This is a genomic window from Acinetobacter lwoffii (genome assembly GCF_019048525.1).
In the GTDB taxonomy this organism is placed as follows: domain Bacteria; phylum Pseudomonadota; class Gammaproteobacteria; order Pseudomonadales; family Moraxellaceae; genus Acinetobacter; species Acinetobacter lwoffii_K.
The window spans coordinates 413970-429014 of sequence record NZ_CP077369.1 but is presented as its reverse complement, the minus strand read 5'-3'; the positions used below and the strand labels follow the sequence as shown (position 1 = coordinate 429014).

Below are 15045 nucleotides of genomic sequence, written 5' to 3'. Positions count from 1 at the left end.
TGAAAAAAGCGCATCGAAAGGTGCGCTTTTTTATTGCTGTGTAAATACAGTTACAGAGTCTAAATGGTTTTGTACGAAGAAGCTCGGCATGATGGGTGGGAATAAGAATGATGATATAGGGTTAAACAATATGTTCCGGATATTGGCAGTCGTAACTCTAGCTTTTGGTATATTGGGTTCAGGCTGTGCAACTGCTCAACAGGTCATTGCAAAGGTACAGTCGTCTTCAGATACGCCTTTGGAACAGGTTTTACAATTAAGACCGGACTTGCGTAAGGAACTGGCAACGGTTGAATTGCGTCAGTTCTTTGACAAGGTAGAGTCGCCCACGATTGGACAGGTCAAAGTCACTGAAACTGGGTTAATGGATGATTCGGTACGCTCAGTGCAGACCATTTATTATTTTAAACGGGAAGATAACAGCTGGATGCTGCAAAATACCGAGAAGTTATATCGTTGTGCACGAGGTTCAAATACCAAGACTTACCAGAAAGCGGTCTGTCCATAATAGTGTTTGATCTTTAGGTAGATTTTGGTTAAAAGCGTATCTAAGGATGCGCTTTTTTGTTTTTGGGGTTTATAAGAATGAATATTTTGATTGTGGGGAACGGATTTGATTTGTCGCACTATTTACCGACGAAGTACGATCATTTTATGGATGTGATGGAGGCAATTGAAAATAAGAATACTGGTGGAAAGGCCCCAAACTTAACAATTCATACAGTGCAAGAATGGATGGATATACTCGATGACATGTTCCTAAAAAATAAAAATCCTGATTCGTTTAAGTTCGATATGAGCTTTAATGAGTTATTTTTAAAAATAAGAGATATTAAATTTATAGATAAAACAAAAGAGTATTATTTAGTAGATAAAATTAATTTATCCGCTAAAGATGTATTAAAGATCCAATATAGATTGGAACTGAATTGTTGGTATCAGTATTTCAAGGATCATGTTAGAGAAGTTAAAACTTGGATTGATTTTGAAAATAAAATTGATGAGGCATTGAGAGTAGTTGCAAGATTTATTGAGAATATAGAAGAAAAAATAGAAAAAGTTGGAAGTTTTTCTCCGGAAGTTTATTTCTCTGGAGACAGCAATGAATGGCAAATTTTTTTGACCAGAGAAAACTGTAATATTCTAGAAAAATTAGGAATCTTAGAATCTGGCTACTTTATTGATGAAATAGATAATGATGAATCTGGACATACCTATACAAATATACATAAGGTTAATGATTCAGATATTGGGGATTTTCGATTCTATATAAAAGATGAAAATATCCAATTTTTATTGGGTTATAAGAAATTTAATAGTGACACCCTAGGGCGTGTCCTCATTTGGCTTTACACCAAATAAATATGCAAGCAATGTAAATCATAGACTGGTAATTTCGTGCAAGCTTATCAAATCGGGTTGCAATCGCTCGGAAATGCTTCAATCTCGCAAACACATTTTCAACTAAATGTCTTAATTTATATAGATATTTATCAAACTCCTTATTCGATCTTTTACTATTTGATCTCATTGGAATGATGGGAATCATATCCTTGTTCTGGGCATATATTCTAATGTGCTCAGCATCATACCCCTTATCAGCAATGAGATAAGTTGCCTCGCCTACAGTATCAATCAGTTGTTTTGCAACTTGACTGTCGTGGACGCCACCCCCAGTGATTTTAAAATCAATCGGTAATCCATTCGCGTCGGTTGCAAGATGTATTTTTGTTGTTCGTCCACCACGTGATTGTCCAATTGCTCTTTCGAAACCATTCCGAGCTCCACTTGCATGTTGATGCACGCGTATGTAGCTTCCGTCAATGAATACCCATTCTTGATCCAAGACGCCTCGTAATCTAAAAAAAATTTATTCCACAATCCCTTGCTTGCCCAACGATTAAAACGATTATAAGCAGTTTGCCAAGGACAAAATTCTTGAGGAATATCACGCCATGTGGCGCCTGTACGCAGTTTCCATAAGATCGCTTCCATGATATTTCTACTATTCTTTGAACAGTAACAACCATGTAATCGCATAGTATCTTGAATTTGCTGCCAGATATCATCGGTAAGAAGAGTACGTGCCATTGAAAATATAGAAATAAAAATAACTCAAAGGAGGATTTTAAGTATTTAAAACCAATTCTTCAAATGAGGACACGCCCTAGTAAATAATTTAGTAAAAAATTTAGAAGAATTTATAGAAATATTTAATTTATATTTAGAACTGATAGTTAATAAAATTAATTCGAATAACAATATTCAAATTTCCTCAGATGACTGGATTAATCCAGATAAAATTTATTCATTTAACTATACTAATACATATCAACGTATCTATAATTCGATTGAAGTTGATTACTTACATGGGAATCATGGAGACTTTCAAAATATAGTTTTAGGTATCTCACAGTTAGAAGATGAATCACTTAAAAAGCTAAAAGCGTACGGTTTCACCAAATATCATCAAAAATTATTTAAAGATACTCATTATTTATTTTTAGATGAATATAAAAAAAAGTTGAAAGATACTTTAGAAAAATATAAAAAACATAAAAGTCATAATTATCCAAACAATCAAATTGAACAAGAACGAGAAGAGCATTTTTTAAAGATAATGAAGTTAGATTTAAATTTTAATATTTGGGGTCATTCATTAGATGTTTCGGATAAGGATTACATTCTTGATTTATTTAGTTTAAACGATGATATCGATCGTAACGTTAGAGTTGGAGTCTATTATTTTGATAAGCTGGCTAAATTTTCTCTCCTAAATAATCTTTTAGCAATTCTTGGAAAGGATAAAGTAGAACAGTGGATGAAAAATGGTTGGCTTCAATTTAACTAAACCCTGAAATAAATTTTCAGATCAAAGAAAGAGTAGCGTTAGAGGAGTTATCCTAAAACTATTAAAAGCAAATCTGCTAAAATTCCTTCTTTCTATTTTAGATAAAGCTCATTCTGCTTCATCAGGCAGACTGACAATAAAAACTCCCATGCAAAAAATCCAAACCCAAAAACTGACCCGTGCCACACTCATGTTCCCGCTGGCACTGGTCCTATTTGAATTCTCAGTCTATATCTGTAATGACCTGATTCAACCGGCCATGCTGGCGATTACCCGTGATTTTGGCGTGAGTAGTTCATGGGCACCATCCTCCATGTCCTTTTTCCTGTTGGGCGGGGCATTTGTCGCAGCGATCTTGGGGCCATTGTCCGATCGTCTCGGACGTAAAACGGTACTGCTCGGCGGTGTGGCATTTTTTACCCTCAGTTGTCTGGCCATTTTATTGACACCCAATATCGAAAGTTTCTTATTCCTGCGCTTTTTACAGGGCTTTGGCCTGTCCTTTATTACTGCTGTAGGTTATGCCGCCATTCAGGAAAGCTTTGAAGAACGTGATGCCATCAAAGTCATGGCACTGATGGCCAATGTGTCTTTGCTGGCACCCTTGCTAGGACCAGTGCTGGGTGCCTTTATGATTGATCATATCTCCTGGCATTGGGGTTTTATCGGCATTGCATTTCTGTCATTTCTGAGCTGGTTCGGCCTAAAAGCCAAAATGCCAAATCTGAAAGTCAGTATTCCCAGACAGCCGGTCAGCTATATTCTGGATGACTTTAAACAGGTTGTAAAAAATAAGCGCTTTGTGATTATGACTGTAGCCTTGCCTTTGGTGAGTCTGCCTTTGATGTTATGGATTGCATTGTCACCAGTGATTCTGGTCGAGCAATTTGGATTCAGTAGTGTGCAATATGGTCTGGCGCAGTTTCCGGTCTTGGGTGGCCTGATTGCAGGTAATCTGATTTTGCTGAAAATTATCGATAAAATGCCGCTGGGTAAAACCGTATTATTGGGTCTGCCACTGATGCTGTTGGGTGCCGGTTTATTGATGTTGGGCTTATTGATTCCAGAGTATTTTGTTCATTGTCTGATTATCGGCACCACCTGTATCAGTCTAGGTGAGGGCGTAAGTTTCTCGGTACTATACCGTTTTGCACTGATGTCTTCAGAAGTGTCCAAAGGTACGGTGGCTGCGACGGTTTCTATTATCCTGATGCTCAGCTTTTTTGTGGTAATTGAAGCAGTAAGAATGGCATATGAAGCTTATGATATCTGGGCCTATTGTGTTGCCTCTTTGATTCTGATTGCACTCTGGTTTACTTTGCCACGCATGCAACTCAAACAGTTAATGCTGGAAAGACAAGAGCGTGGGGAGTTTTGATTCCTTATTAAGGGAAATTATAAATTATTGAAATCATATGTTCAGTATTGAATTTCCCTCTCCTTTTAGGAGAGGGCTAGGGTGAGGTTAAGTATTTAATAAGTTCCCTCTCTCTAACTCTCTCCCAAAGGGAGAGAGAATTTTCTTTTGACTGATCTAATTATATTAGGATTCTACAATTAAGCTTCAGCGGGCTGTTCCAGCTTCTTTAGTTTCATATCAAACAGGAATGGACCGAAAGGCAGAATCGAAGCGATTAAACCCATCACAAACATGCTGAGAGACCATTTCTGTTTTTCACATACCGCGAATAACACCACCAGAAACAGCACAAACAGTACGCCATGACCCATGCCGACATATTTCACTAAAATCGGATTATCCATCATATATTTCACTGGCATCGCGATAAATAACAGCAGCAGGAATGAAATCCCTTCAAGCAAACCGACCAGACGCAAAGTTTTGATGTTCATAATACATATTGATTTAACCGAATTAGTTTTGAGTGTACCGAATATCACCTGAATATTGAATCTTAATAATAAAGATATATTCAATATTTTTAATAAGTTATAACCAAGTGAGGCAGTTGGTTATTTAATCTCGGCACCTAGTAATTCATGACGTAATTTTAGTAATTCCGGTAAGGTTTCCAGCAATAAACTGATCTGTTTCAGTACCAAAAGCAGATGTGCTGACGGGTTTTCCTGGGTACTTAAGCGTTGAATTTCTGCCAGTTTATGATCAATGTCGTAGGTATCTAAAGGCTGTTGTTGCAGCAATACCGCAGTTAAGGTCTGCTGGCACCAACGCATTAAATCTAGAATTTGCGCATCAGTGACCTGCTCACGGTGACTCCCCAATGCTGCAATATAACTGAGCTGGCTATGGCTATAGACCAGATAGCGAAAGGCACTTTTAACCAGTTGCGGATCTGGATTTGGTTCGGTGCTCAGGCTTGAAATCATGCTGGATAAATCAATCTGTGCATTGTGGGCCAGACGTCGTGCAGTCCGGTAAGCAATACTGTTATCTTTACCGTTTTGATATTGCTCGACCACTGCAGCAAAATAGTCCAGCGTAGCAAGTGATGATTTTTTGATATTGCTGGAAATATTACGAAAATTCCAGTCAGGCCAGATCCAGCTTACTGCCATCCATGCAATCAGACAGCCTATAAGGGTATCAATAATACGCGGTAAAATAATGGCATAACCGGCACCTTTCAGGTTAAAAATCAGGAGTACCATCAAGGTCGCCATGAGAGTGGCCATGGCATATTTTTTGGAACGTAGATAGAAAAAACCGACACCAAAAATTACTGTTAGCAATAACTGACCTTCGACACTTGGCACAAAATACAGAATGGGAACACCTAGCATGACCCCCAATAATGTTCCGAGCGTCCGCAATTTGAGCCGGCTTTTGGTGGCAAAATAACTGATCTGACAGACAAACAGGCTGGTCAGTAAAATCCAGTAGCCATTTTTCGCAAAAGGTAATAATGAAATGGCATAGCCAACTAAAAACACAATCGCAATCCGCACCGCATGCCGAAAGAGTGCCGATTGCGAACTTAAGTGTGGTTTGAGTTTCAGCCAAAGATCTATGCTATCGCGAATATCATCATCAAACAGACTCAAGTCATCAAAATGCTGCTGATAGCGTGGTTTATACAGTGCCTGTTGATCATGCAGGTGTTGTAACTGTTCATGTACACTCAGCAGATTGGCCAGAATAAGCTGTAAATTTTTGACTTCAATATTTTGTGGGTGTTGAGCAATCCAGTCCTGCATCGACTCCTGTAAATGTTTTAATGCCAGTTCATCATCTGTAGACAGGTAAAATTTCTCATTGCGCAATACACATTCTGCCAAATGCTGACAGGCAAGGGCTTGCAGACGGATATTTTTCTGAATCCGGAAAATCAGGTCAGTGCGGCTAAAATGCTGTTCGATCTGTTCATAATGCAGATAATTCGCGGTGGCCTGTTCATGAATATCCTGCATCAAAAAATACAGATTCAGCCAGTAAATGGTATTACGATTGGCACGCGAAGCTTTGAGTCGTGTCAATAGCGAATCTTTGCTACGGTTAAAACTCTGAATGACTAAAGTATTTTTAAGTGACAACTCATAGAGCAGGGTTTCAACATTTGGATACTGGTCTGGATCAAACAGTTTGGCTTTACTCAGCAGTAAATCCGACATGTGCTGCAAGCTTTGTGCGAGATTTTCCTGAACCTGCAAAGTAGGACGCAGCAGAAAAAATAGAATAGACGTCAGGCCGTACCATAGCGCCCCAATGACAAAATAAAGCGGCTGTTCATACCAGTGCTGATATTCGCCCAGGCCGAACATGGTATAGATTGACAGTAAAATGGTGCCAAATGAAATCATGGCATAACGTTGGCCTAATGCACCCATTAGAATAAACAGCGCACTCGACAGGGATAGCCACAGTGCAAACCAGAATTTATGTGGAGCAAGAAATTCCAGAATGCTGCTGACACTAAAAAACAGAATGATGACCAGTAACAGGTTGCGCAAACGCAGGCTCAGCCGGTCATCAAAATCAGTCAGTGCCGTGGCAATTGCCCCTAAAGTTACTGGAACGATCAAGAACTCATAACCCAGAAATTTCAGACCGAAAGTGGTACCTAAAAACACTAGCAAGATTTGCAGGCAATAAGTCATCAGCGCACTAGACTGAAAGGGCAGCAGGACAGGTTTTATAATTTTAACAAAAGTAGCAGTCGCAGGTCGGGCAGCATTCACAAGGACAGGATCCGGGAAGTAAAAACGCAAAGTTCTGAATGCAATTTAGACGCCAAAATAAAGGAAATGTCTATAAAAAACGGGCATAGTGCCCGTTTTTCTATTGAGTCATTGGCATGAAGGTGTTTAGATCACACCACAGGCAATACGTTCACCGCCGCCGCCCAAGGGTAATGGGTTGTCGGAATAGTTATCGCCACCGGCATGAACCATAATGGCACGACCCTGAACATCAGCCAGTTTCAGACGTGGCGCAAGCAGGGTGACACGTGCACTTCCATCTGTATTGACTTTCAATGCGGGTAAATCACCTAAGTGACCTGTCACTGGTGTACCGTGATGCGGTGCTTGATTTGGATTGTAATGGCTACCTGCAGCCAGTGCTGCACCCATCTTGCCGTCTTTCATGGCAGGCGTGCATGAACCATTTTCATGAATATGGAAACCGCGTTCACCCGCAGGAAGTTGTTTCAGGTTGGTACGAATAACCAGACCGGCTGGGCTGTCACTGAGTAATACGGTCCCAATCTCTTGGCCCACACCTTGAGCAGTTACAGCATTCACAGTCACTGCTCTGACCACTTCATTTGATGGAGAAGTTGAGGCACAACCGGTAAAAAGTGCGGCGCTTAACGCGCAAAGTGTCGTAATTTTAAACAATGAAGACATGATTTTGGCATCCTGATCTTTATTCTGTTTTGTGGATTCATTTAAACAGAGCAAGATCAGAAGCTCTATATAGAATCAGTACTTAAATGTTTTGTTTTGTTTAAGTCGATTCTATCTATACTTTAAGGTGTCTTGGGCGGTGTGTCCTTGGTTTCTGGATCAATCTCATGTGCCATGGTGGCTTTAGGCATCATCAAAGGTTCATTCAGATTACTTTCATGTAACCATTCACGCCAGATTGCAAGCAGCACAGCTAGAATCACCGGGCCAATAAACACCCCGACCAGACCAAAGCTGGCAATACCACCCAAGACTCCAAACATGATCAGCAGGAAAGGAATCTGGGTTGCGCCAGAAATTACCAGTGGACGAATCACGTTATCGGCAGTACTGACAATACAGACACCCCAGACCATGACCCCAATGGCTTCAATGGTTTGTCCTTGTGAAAACAGCCATAACGCCACCGCACTATAGGCGAGGGGTGGGCCAAAGGGAATCAGGGCAAAAATAAAGGTCACAATGGTTAAAACCATCGGATTCGGAACACCTGCAACAAAATAGCTCAGACCTGCCAACAAGGACTGTGCAATCGCAGTCAAACCAACCCCATAGACCACGGCACGTGTAGTTGCAGAGATGGTAGAAAAATAATGATGTACACGTGGGCCGACCACCATTTCAAAGGCTCTACGCACCTGATTTAAAATGGTCTGACCATCACGGTAGAAGAAAAATAGCGAAAGTACCGCAAAACACAATTTAAAGATGTTTTTGCTGACTTCATTCAACACCACTTTGCCATAATTCAGATGACCTTGAATCCAGGTCGATACCGACAGTGCAATACTCTGTGGATCAGTATTGATTTCATTTAAGGTTCGGGTAATTTCCTTGCCGACAATCGGAAGCCCGCGAATAAAATCTGGGACATTCAGGTGACCGGAAAACACTTGTCGCTGCAATTCAAAATACAGGTTACGACCTTCATGCTGCAACATGAAAATGGCGAAAATAAACGGCAGACCAAAGACCAGAATCACGGCCAAGATCATTACGGTTGCGCTTAATGTCGGTCGATTGCCGCATAGGCGTAATACCGACTGATACAGCGGCCAAGTCATATAGGCAATAATGGCTGCCCAAACTACAGGAATGATGAAATACTTGAGTATATGAAAACTCAAAAAAATCAGGATAAAGAACAATCCAAATAATAAGACTTTTTGTAATGTAGGCGCGTACTGTTGCACTGAATTTAATGACTCATTTTTTAGGTCGTGTTCAGGCATATTAACTGAAAAAAAAGCGATCGAAAATGATAGCTAGCCAAGTAGCGAGATTATTTTCCCAAAGCTATACCACGATTCAGATGATTGACTCAAAACCACTGACTCGGATCATCAATAATGGCATTCAGTACCGGTTGCCATTGAGCCTGCAGTTCCCGGTAGATTTTCTGAGGTTTATCAAAGACTGAAAGACCTTCCATAGCCAGTCGGCTATAAGGGGCACGTTCCGAAATCCAGGCCACTGGCTGCTGGTCGATCTTGTCAAAAAACTGCTGTATGTCCTGATTGCTGGCTGCATTTGCTTTGGTGCGATTGGCCAAAAGTAAAATTTCAACCTTGCCCTTACGGATGCGTTTGATGTCCTGCAAATGTTTGAGAAAACGGCGGGTCGAATCGATATCAAAAAAAGAAGGCTGGATCGGGATGATAATCGCATGTGCTTCACTGATCAGCTGTTCGGCATGATCATCGGTCAAAGCACCTGGTGCATCAATAATCAGGTATTCGATCTGCTTCGGCGCATCACCAATGGACTTGCTGTTGCGCCAGTCCAGACTTTGGATCTGTGCCACCTGTGCCGGACGATGCTTGAGCCATTGCAATGTTGATTTCTGGTTGTCGGCATCGGCCAATGCCACCTTATAACCCTTTTGTGCGAGTGCTGACGCTAAACTAATGGCTGTCATGGTTTTGCCACAACCGCCTTTCTGATTCGCAACTAAAATTGTTTTCATGACTCAAGGTGATTTTATTCTGTTCCGGCCTAGCATATCATTCTTTTCAAGTATGCAAATGGCCGAAGTCCTCAACTTCAGTCGAATGCGATGCTATAAAAATCAGGCAAATTAGGAAGATTGAATGTCCATATGGATGGCCATGTTGATTGGCGCATGTATCGGGGTGGTATTGACCACTATTATTTTAAGTCAGACGCGCAATGGACGGATCAAGGCCGAATATGAGCAGTATATTGCCGAGCTGGAACTAGAGCATCAGCAGTCCCTCATTGCCGCGCAAAAACGCAGCGTGAATACCAGCCGTGCAGTTCTCAAAGGAAAAATGGCGGAACAGCTCGCGCCGATCATGCCGGAATTTCAATATCTGCCGAGTGATGCCAAGTTTTTGGGTGATCCGGTGGATTATGTGGTCTTTGATGGTTATACCGATTTTCGTGATGGCGAAGGCGACGCTGAAGATATTGAAGTGGTTTTGATTGACATTAAAAGTGGCGGAGCACGTCTGACCAAAGGCCAGCAAGCCATTGCCCGTGCGGTTCAGGAAGGGCGGGTACGTTTTGAAACCATTCGGATTGATTTTCAGGATTGACCAAAATCCAGTGAAGAATAAAAAATTATGCAAAAATTACTGATCACTGCGCTGCTGTTTATGCTAGGACTCTGGGTGTGGAATGAATTTTTTCGTGCCATTCCGCATCTGCAAGAAAAGGGCGTACTTAAAAACTTTAAAGTAGAACCCGTTAAGCGCATTTCCGCGACTTATATTGTGCATGATCACCGTTTCGTAAAACCTGATCGTCGGGTGCTGCATCAGGCCAGCCCTGTGGTGGGGCATTTTAATGATCTGGCCTATCTGAGTAATATTGATGTGCTGTTGCTGACACAACCACTGCCCACCATGCAGGCAACATTGGAGTTTGATGAAGCAAAACGCTGCTATCAGCTCGAAGGACAAACCAATAAAGCGGAGCGTGACTTCGTCAATACGCATGTGCAGCATTTTAGTCTGATTGCTGCCACTGAAAAAATTGCCGATCAGATTCGCCGGCTAAAATCGGGACAGAAAATCACCATCAGCGGTGATCTGGTGACAGTTCATTCAGGCACGACTGGACAAGAATTCCGGGTCGGGACGGGCTCTGAATATCGTGCTCATTGTCAGTTGCTGCAAGTAACCCACCTTCAGCCACACTAAATATAAGATGGTCGTAAATTAGCTTCCTGGTTTACGAAATCGTGCTAACAACATGCGTTGGCCAATCTTCGGAATACCTTCGGCATCTACATAACTTAAGGTTTCTATTTCGAAACCAGTTTCCAGCAAGGCGGTTTCAATATCCCGATTCAGATGACAGCCATCTGCGACTTTCTTTTGAATGGGAGTGAGTAAATGTTGCAGACGCTGAATATTTAAATTTTGCCCATTCAGGACATGTTCGACCACATGTAAAGTCCCACCCGGTTGTAGCACACGGTAAATTTCCTGCAGGCTCTGTTCTAGCTCTGCAATACTACAAAGCGTCCAGGTAGATACAATATTTTCCACACTATTTTCAACAAAAGGCAAAGCTTCTGCGCTGGCCTGAATATGCTCGACCTGAAACCCTGCCTGTTGAATTCGTGATTCTGCCAGTTTGAAGATCGTCGGGTTTGGTTCCAGCGCATAGACCTTATCAACCGATTGATAAAAAGGCAGATTCAAGCCGGTACCAAAACCAATTTCCAGCACTTCACCTGAAATGTCCAAAAGCAATTCACGACGCAAGTCCATCAGGGATGGTGTTTGCATCACCTGATTCAGCAGATGCGGAAAGATATGTTGTTGATAAAGTTTATACAGCATTTGAGTTATTTTAATTTGATGGAAATACGTTCTAGCTTAACTGAAAAATAAAATGACAGGCATATCTCGAGCTGACTAAATACTTGCAGTTTGTTACCAAGTTCAACTGTTTATTCATTAAAAAATCCGTAAGATCAAGGAAGATATCCTTAAAACGTTTGATCAACTTGATTAGGATTAGATTAAAATTATGCTCAAACACTTTAAACATTATGCTTTGCTGGCCAGCCTGTTGCTGCCTGTTTCGGGCTATAGCTCGGTCGACCACAATATTGCCAAAGGCTTGCCTCCCGTCGTTAAAGGCCAGTCAATTTCGGTCTTGCAGCCTTTTAAAGGTGATTTTCGTATTCTGGGTTCAAAGGTTTATAGTTCTGACCCGCAAGCCAAATTCTCTCCAATTGATTATGCAGTCAGTTGGGGGCTGTTTGCTGAGCCTGAAATTGCTCGACATATCACGGTCAATCAATTTGATCGTTATTTGAACTGGAAAATGGATCGGGTGCCAGTGCCGGTAGAACAAGCCAAGCAGATGGTGTCCAATATGCATATCATTCCTGCCAATCCTGAAATTGCCAAGGCAATTAAAAAGGTAAAGCGTGGCGATCTGGTGCGTATGCAAGGGGAGCTAGTTGAAGTTCGTGACAAAGATCTGGTCTGGAAATCGTCTTTAACGCCGACCGATACGGGTGATGGTGCCTGTGAAGTTTTCCGCGTCAGTTCCATTAAGTGGATTGAAAAAGTCGGTAAGAGCTAAAACAGACATCCTATACACTTCTGAGTTGTATAAAAAACCGCTCCTTTGAGCGGTTTTTTTATCTGCTTAGTACTTACTTCGCAGTTAAAGCCTGACCTTCAAAGGCAATTCCATCCCAGCCATTGAGCATAAACTGGCGGATATTCTGATGATCAGTCGCCTCTGGCGTCGCCAGTACAGAAGCATAATGCTCAGCAAACAGGCTTAACGTTTGTGCCTGATCCAGACCATTTAATTGTGCAAAAGAAAAGACTTTGGCGCTGCCCTGGTTTTCTGTGGCCGCATTATTCTGCTGGCCATTTTTAAATGCAGTCGGTGTATGCGTATAACGGGATTCGATATAAGTAATTACATCTGCAAATTTTGCTTCGCCTGCTGCCAACTGGGCCAATAAATCCTGTGCCATGCTGTTTTTCCTATGCCATTCATGAAAATTCGATGCAATAAATATAGCAATTTTCTTGCGAAGTTCCATGGTATTTCATTGATTTTCGGTTCAAGATAACAGTGAAATTTATCCATGCTGAATATGAAACTTTGGATAAAATAAACTTGATCAATAAATAGAACAGGAAAAAATATGGGCTGGCTTTGGGTGGCAATGGGTGGGGCAATCGGTGCCAGTCTGCGTTATGCAGCAGGACTTTGGCTGTTCAAACCACAAATGCAATTTCCTTGGCCCACCTGGTGGATCAATATTTTAGGCTGTTTATGTGCCGGGATTTTTTTTGCCTGTAGCCAAAAATATCCAGTACTCCAACAAGAAGCTCGTCTGTTTTTAATGGTGGGGATTCTCGGTGGTTTTACCACATTTTCCAGTTTCGGTCTGGAAAGCTTTTTGTTATTGAAGCAGGGTGCTATGGGCCTAGCGTTGTTATATGCATTATCCAGCTTAATTGTCAGTATTATTGTTCTGGCGCTGGGCTTTTATTTAACTTCACTCGTGTTAGCACAGAGTTAAAATCAGCGCATAAAAAAGTCAGGAAATTGGAGGTCATTTCCTGACATAAACCACGATTTAAATCTTAAGATAATCGAGGGTTTTCGGTTTTAACCCCGTTTAAAACGCCCAAAACGTTTGTTAAAGCTTGCCACACGTCCTTCATTGCTGGTCTGACGTTGCTCACCCGTATAGAAAGGATGTGATGCGCTTGAAATATCTAGTGTTACATAAGGATATGTTTTACCTTGATATTCTTTGGTTTGACTCGAGTTCATCGTGCTGCCAATCACGAAATAGGCATCGGCATTGGTATCATGGAATAACACTTCACGATACTCAGGATGGATATCTGAACGCATATCTAACTTCCTCATGATTCGTGATTAAATGTTATAATATAACATTTGATATTTCAAGTAATCTAGTGTTGCAGCGTGTAAGCCTATCGTCTCAATTTAACTTCGGCCCGGTACCAGTTCCTCAAATACATCGCTTAAATCATCCTGTACTTTGAGATGAATCAGGTTCCAGTATTGTCCTGAAATTGTCCGGTTCACCATCAAGGTATCAGGAGAAGGCTTAAACACATCCCAATATTTTAAGGACGGTTTCAACAGTTCCATGCCATCATGATGCGCTGAGTTTTCAGCAAAATCATAGTGAGTGACCAGAGGACGCATAAGCACTTCCAGCCATTGTTCATACAATTCTGTGGGGAATTTTCCAGTTTCAGTTAAGGAATGTAGTGCATCCAGCTGTTGTTCGATTGCGGGAATATTCTTCTCACGTGCAGCATGGATCAATTCTCTGAAATGTCCAATTACTTCAGTCGACAGCGTTTTAACGCCACCATAATCATAAACAATCACAGAGCCATCTTCACGAAATGCAAAGTTACCCGGATGTGGGTCACAGTGAAAGCGTTTCAGATAAAAAATTTCTTGGCCAATGGCGCGGAAGAGGCGGCGGCCTAAAGCATTTCGGGTTTCGAGTGGCCAAGTGCTGGCAGTTTCAATACTTTCACCAAGCTCCTGGCTCAAAGTCAGAATATGACGTGAAGAGTACTCATGAAACACTTTCGGAATTATAATTTTACTATCCAGAGATTCATGGAAGGCACGGGCGATTTCCAGATTCTGGGCTTCAATTTCATAGTTCAACTCATTGTCCAGACTGTGCTGAATTTCTTTAAATAATTGATCTTGAAGTTTACGATCAATCTTTAATACGCCCATCATGCGCAGTGCCAGACGAACTTGCTTCAGGTCGCTTTCGCAGGCTTCATCCACACCAGGATATTGCACCTTGACTACAACTTGCTGGCCATTCGGTAGAGTGGCTTTATGCACCTGACCAATCGAGGCCGCGGCAAATGGCTGTTCATCAAACTGCTGGAAAAGTTGCTGCAAAGGTTTACCCAATTCTTTTTCTACTTGTGCCTGAATTTCTTTAAACGGCATGGGTGGGGCCTGACGCTGTAATTTAGCAATGGCTTTAGCGACTTCGGGCGGGAAAACATCTTTATATTGCGAGGCAATCTGGCCAACTTTCATGACTGCGCCTTTCATCTCTCCCAAGGTATCCGCAATCTGCACCCCAATATCCTGAAATAATTTACTGCGCGCAGTATTTTTCTGCTCGTCATCGGCAGTTAAATTTTTAATGGAATTGGAGAGGGTTTTACCTGCAATACTTGCGGTCATTCCGGCAAGTTTCATAAAGCGACGACCGGGTGTGCTAGCCGTTTTTGCCATGCGAGATTCCTTGAGACCAACTATGAATGGATGTATTTGATCAT

General features: G+C 41.6%; 18 protein-coding genes. 8 read left to right on the top strand and 10 right to left on the bottom strand.

Features of this window, described 5'->3' with window-relative positions; translation table 11 throughout:
• Positions 1–130: 130 nt before the first annotated feature.
• Both I6L24_RS02110 and I6L24_RS02105 read left to right on the top strand, forming a co-directional pair.
• Positions 131–508: a DUF4348 domain-containing protein gene (locus I6L24_RS02110; protein ID WP_216986359.1), complete on the top strand. Its 378-nt coding sequence runs from the start codon at positions 131–133 to the stop codon at positions 506–508.
• A 77-nt stretch (positions 509–585) separates the two neighbouring features.
• Positions 586–1362, top strand: coding sequence for an AbiH family protein (locus I6L24_RS02105; protein ID WP_216986358.1), 777 nt, complete (start codon positions 586–588; stop codon positions 1360–1362).
• Here I6L24_RS02105 and I6L24_RS02100 read toward each other — a convergent pair.
• A protein-coding gene (locus tag I6L24_RS02100; RefSeq protein ID WP_228733337.1) for an IS5 family transposase occupies positions 1340–2091 on the bottom strand; the annotation gives its coding sequence in 2 pieces (ribosomal slippage) (positions 1340–1857 and positions 1857–2091; 753 coding nt in all). The two genes, I6L24_RS02105 and I6L24_RS02100, sit on opposite strands and share 23 nt — an antisense overlap.
• A gap of 112 nt (positions 2092–2203) precedes the next feature.
• Between I6L24_RS02100 and I6L24_RS02095 the strand changes: the two genes are divergently transcribed.
• Together I6L24_RS02095 and craA are read left to right on the top strand one after the other, a co-directional pair.
• Positions 2204–2851 carry an AbiH family protein gene (locus tag I6L24_RS02095; protein WP_216986610.1) on the top strand — a complete coding sequence of 216 codons (648 nt, stop codon included), beginning with the start codon at positions 2204–2206 and terminating at the stop codon, positions 2849–2851.
• Between the two features lie 148 nt (positions 2852–2999).
• Positions 3000–4229, top strand: a complete 1230-nt coding sequence (gene craA / locus I6L24_RS02090) for a chloramphenicol efflux MFS transporter CraA (protein ID WP_216986357.1) — start codon at positions 3000–3002, stop codon at positions 4227–4229.
• 179 nt (positions 4230–4408) lie between these two features.
• Here the strand turns inward: craA and I6L24_RS02085 are convergent, their stop codons facing one another.
• The 5 genes from I6L24_RS02085 to I6L24_RS02065 all read right to left on the bottom strand — a co-directional run bounded on the left by I6L24_RS02085 (position 4409) and on the right by I6L24_RS02065 (position 9704).
• On the bottom strand, positions 4409–4705 hold the full coding sequence (locus I6L24_RS02085; protein ID WP_004645001.1) for a DUF3817 domain-containing protein: 297 nt from the start codon (positions 4703–4705) through the stop codon (positions 4409–4411).
• A gap of 120 nt (positions 4706–4825) precedes the next feature.
• Positions 4826–7009, bottom strand: coding sequence for a YccS family putative transporter (gene yccS / locus I6L24_RS02080; protein WP_216986356.1), 2184 nt, complete (start codon positions 7007–7009; stop codon positions 4826–4828).
• 126 nt (positions 7010–7135) lie between these two features.
• Positions 7136–7678 carry a superoxide dismutase family protein gene (gene sodC / locus I6L24_RS02075; RefSeq protein ID WP_216986355.1) on the bottom strand — a complete coding sequence of 181 codons (543 nt, stop codon included), beginning with the start codon at positions 7676–7678 and terminating at the stop codon, positions 7136–7138.
• Positions 7679–7800: 122 nt separating this feature from the next.
• Positions 7801–8931, bottom strand: a complete 1131-nt coding sequence (locus tag I6L24_RS02070) for an AI-2E family transporter (RefSeq protein WP_410550221.1) — start codon at positions 8929–8931, stop codon at positions 7801–7803.
• 128 nt (positions 8932–9059) lie between these two features.
• The gene (locus I6L24_RS02065) at positions 9060–9704 is read right to left on the bottom strand and encodes a ParA family protein (RefSeq protein ID WP_216986353.1); all 645 of its coding nucleotides are present in this window, start codon (positions 9702–9704) and stop codon (positions 9060–9062) included.
• A gap of 124 nt (positions 9705–9828) precedes the next feature.
• Between I6L24_RS02065 and I6L24_RS02060 the strand changes: the two genes are divergently transcribed.
• Both I6L24_RS02060 and I6L24_RS02055 read left to right on the top strand, forming a co-directional pair.
• A complete protein-coding gene (locus tag I6L24_RS02060) occupies positions 9829–10296 on the top strand; it encodes a Holliday junction resolvase-like protein (protein WP_004645008.1) in 468 nt (155 codons plus the stop codon).
• A gap of 27 nt (positions 10297–10323) precedes the next feature.
• A complete protein-coding gene (locus I6L24_RS02055; RefSeq protein WP_216986352.1) occupies positions 10324–10902 on the top strand; it encodes a hypothetical protein in 579 nt (192 codons plus the stop codon).
• Positions 10903–10920: 18 nt separating this feature from the next.
• On the opposite strand, the gene I6L24_RS02050 is transcribed toward I6L24_RS02055, so the two are convergent.
• Positions 10921–11550, bottom strand: coding sequence for a class I SAM-dependent methyltransferase (locus I6L24_RS02050; RefSeq protein WP_216986351.1), 630 nt, complete (start codon positions 11548–11550; stop codon positions 10921–10923).
• Between the two features lie 190 nt (positions 11551–11740).
• Here I6L24_RS02050 and I6L24_RS02045 point away from each other — a divergent pair, with 190 nt between their 5' ends.
• Positions 11741–12304, top strand: coding sequence for a hypothetical protein (locus I6L24_RS02045; protein ID WP_216986350.1), 564 nt, complete (start codon positions 11741–11743; stop codon positions 12302–12304).
• 73 nt (positions 12305–12377) lie between these two features.
• Here I6L24_RS02045 and I6L24_RS02040 read toward each other — a convergent pair whose 3' ends face one another.
• Positions 12378–12710, bottom strand: coding sequence for a HopJ type III effector protein (locus I6L24_RS02040; protein WP_005101257.1), 333 nt, complete (start codon positions 12708–12710; stop codon positions 12378–12380).
• Positions 12711–12884: 174 nt separating this feature from the next.
• Between I6L24_RS02040 and crcB the strand changes: the two genes are divergently transcribed.
• On the top strand, positions 12885–13265 hold the full coding sequence (gene crcB / locus I6L24_RS02035; RefSeq protein ID WP_216986349.1) for a fluoride efflux transporter CrcB: 381 nt from the start codon (positions 12885–12887) through the stop codon (positions 13263–13265).
• Positions 13266–13354: 89 nt separating this feature from the next.
• Here the strand turns inward: crcB and I6L24_RS02030 are convergent, their stop codons facing one another.
• A complete protein-coding gene (locus I6L24_RS02030) occupies positions 13355–13606 on the bottom strand; it encodes a type B 50S ribosomal protein L31 (RefSeq protein WP_004732342.1) in 252 nt (83 codons plus the stop codon).
• Positions 13607–13702: 96 nt separating this feature from the next.
• Positions 13703–15001, bottom strand: a complete 1299-nt coding sequence (locus tag I6L24_RS02025) for an ABC1 kinase family protein (RefSeq protein WP_216986348.1) — start codon at positions 14999–15001, stop codon at positions 13703–13705.
• Positions 15002–15045 lie beyond the last annotated feature (44 nt).

Coding starts and splice junctions, on each gene's coding strand:
- I6L24_RS02110 (WP_216986359.1), top strand. CDS start 131: ATGTTCCGGATATTGGCAGTCGTAACTCTAGCTTTTGGTATATTGGGT.
- I6L24_RS02105 (WP_216986358.1), top strand. CDS start 586: ATGAATATTTTGATTGTGGGGAACGGATTTGATTTGTCGCACTATTTA.
- craA (WP_216986357.1), top strand. CDS start 3,000: ATGCAAAAAATCCAAACCCAAAAACTGACCCGTGCCACACTCATGTTC.
- I6L24_RS02085 (WP_004645001.1), bottom strand. CDS start 4,705: ATGAACATCAAAACTTTGCGTCTGGTCGGTTTGCTTGAAGGGATTTCA.
- sodC (WP_216986355.1), bottom strand. CDS start 7,678: ATGTCTTCATTGTTTAAAATTACGACACTTTGCGCGTTAAGCGCCGCA.
- I6L24_RS02065 (WP_216986353.1), bottom strand. CDS start 9,704: ATGAAAACAATTTTAGTTGCGAATCAGAAAGGCGGTTGTGGCAAAACC.
- I6L24_RS02060 (WP_004645008.1), top strand. CDS start 9,829: ATGTCCATATGGATGGCCATGTTGATTGGCGCATGTATCGGGGTGGTA.
- I6L24_RS02055 (WP_216986352.1), top strand. CDS start 10,324: ATGCAAAAATTACTGATCACTGCGCTGCTGTTTATGCTAGGACTCTGG.
- I6L24_RS02050 (WP_216986351.1), bottom strand. CDS start 11,550: ATGCTGTATAAACTTTATCAACAACATATCTTTCCGCATCTGCTGAAT.
- I6L24_RS02045 (WP_216986350.1), top strand. CDS start 11,741: ATGCTCAAACACTTTAAACATTATGCTTTGCTGGCCAGCCTGTTGCTG.
- I6L24_RS02040 (WP_005101257.1), bottom strand. CDS start 12,710: ATGGCACAGGATTTATTGGCCCAGTTGGCAGCAGGCGAAGCAAAATTT.
- crcB (WP_216986349.1), top strand. CDS start 12,885: ATGGGCTGGCTTTGGGTGGCAATGGGTGGGGCAATCGGTGCCAGTCTG.
- I6L24_RS02030 (WP_004732342.1), bottom strand. CDS start 13,606: ATGCGTTCAGATATCCATCCTGAGTATCGTGAAGTGTTATTCCATGAT.
- I6L24_RS02025 (WP_216986348.1), bottom strand. CDS start 15,001: ATGGCAAAAACGGCTAGCACACCCGGTCGTCGCTTTATGAAACTTGCC.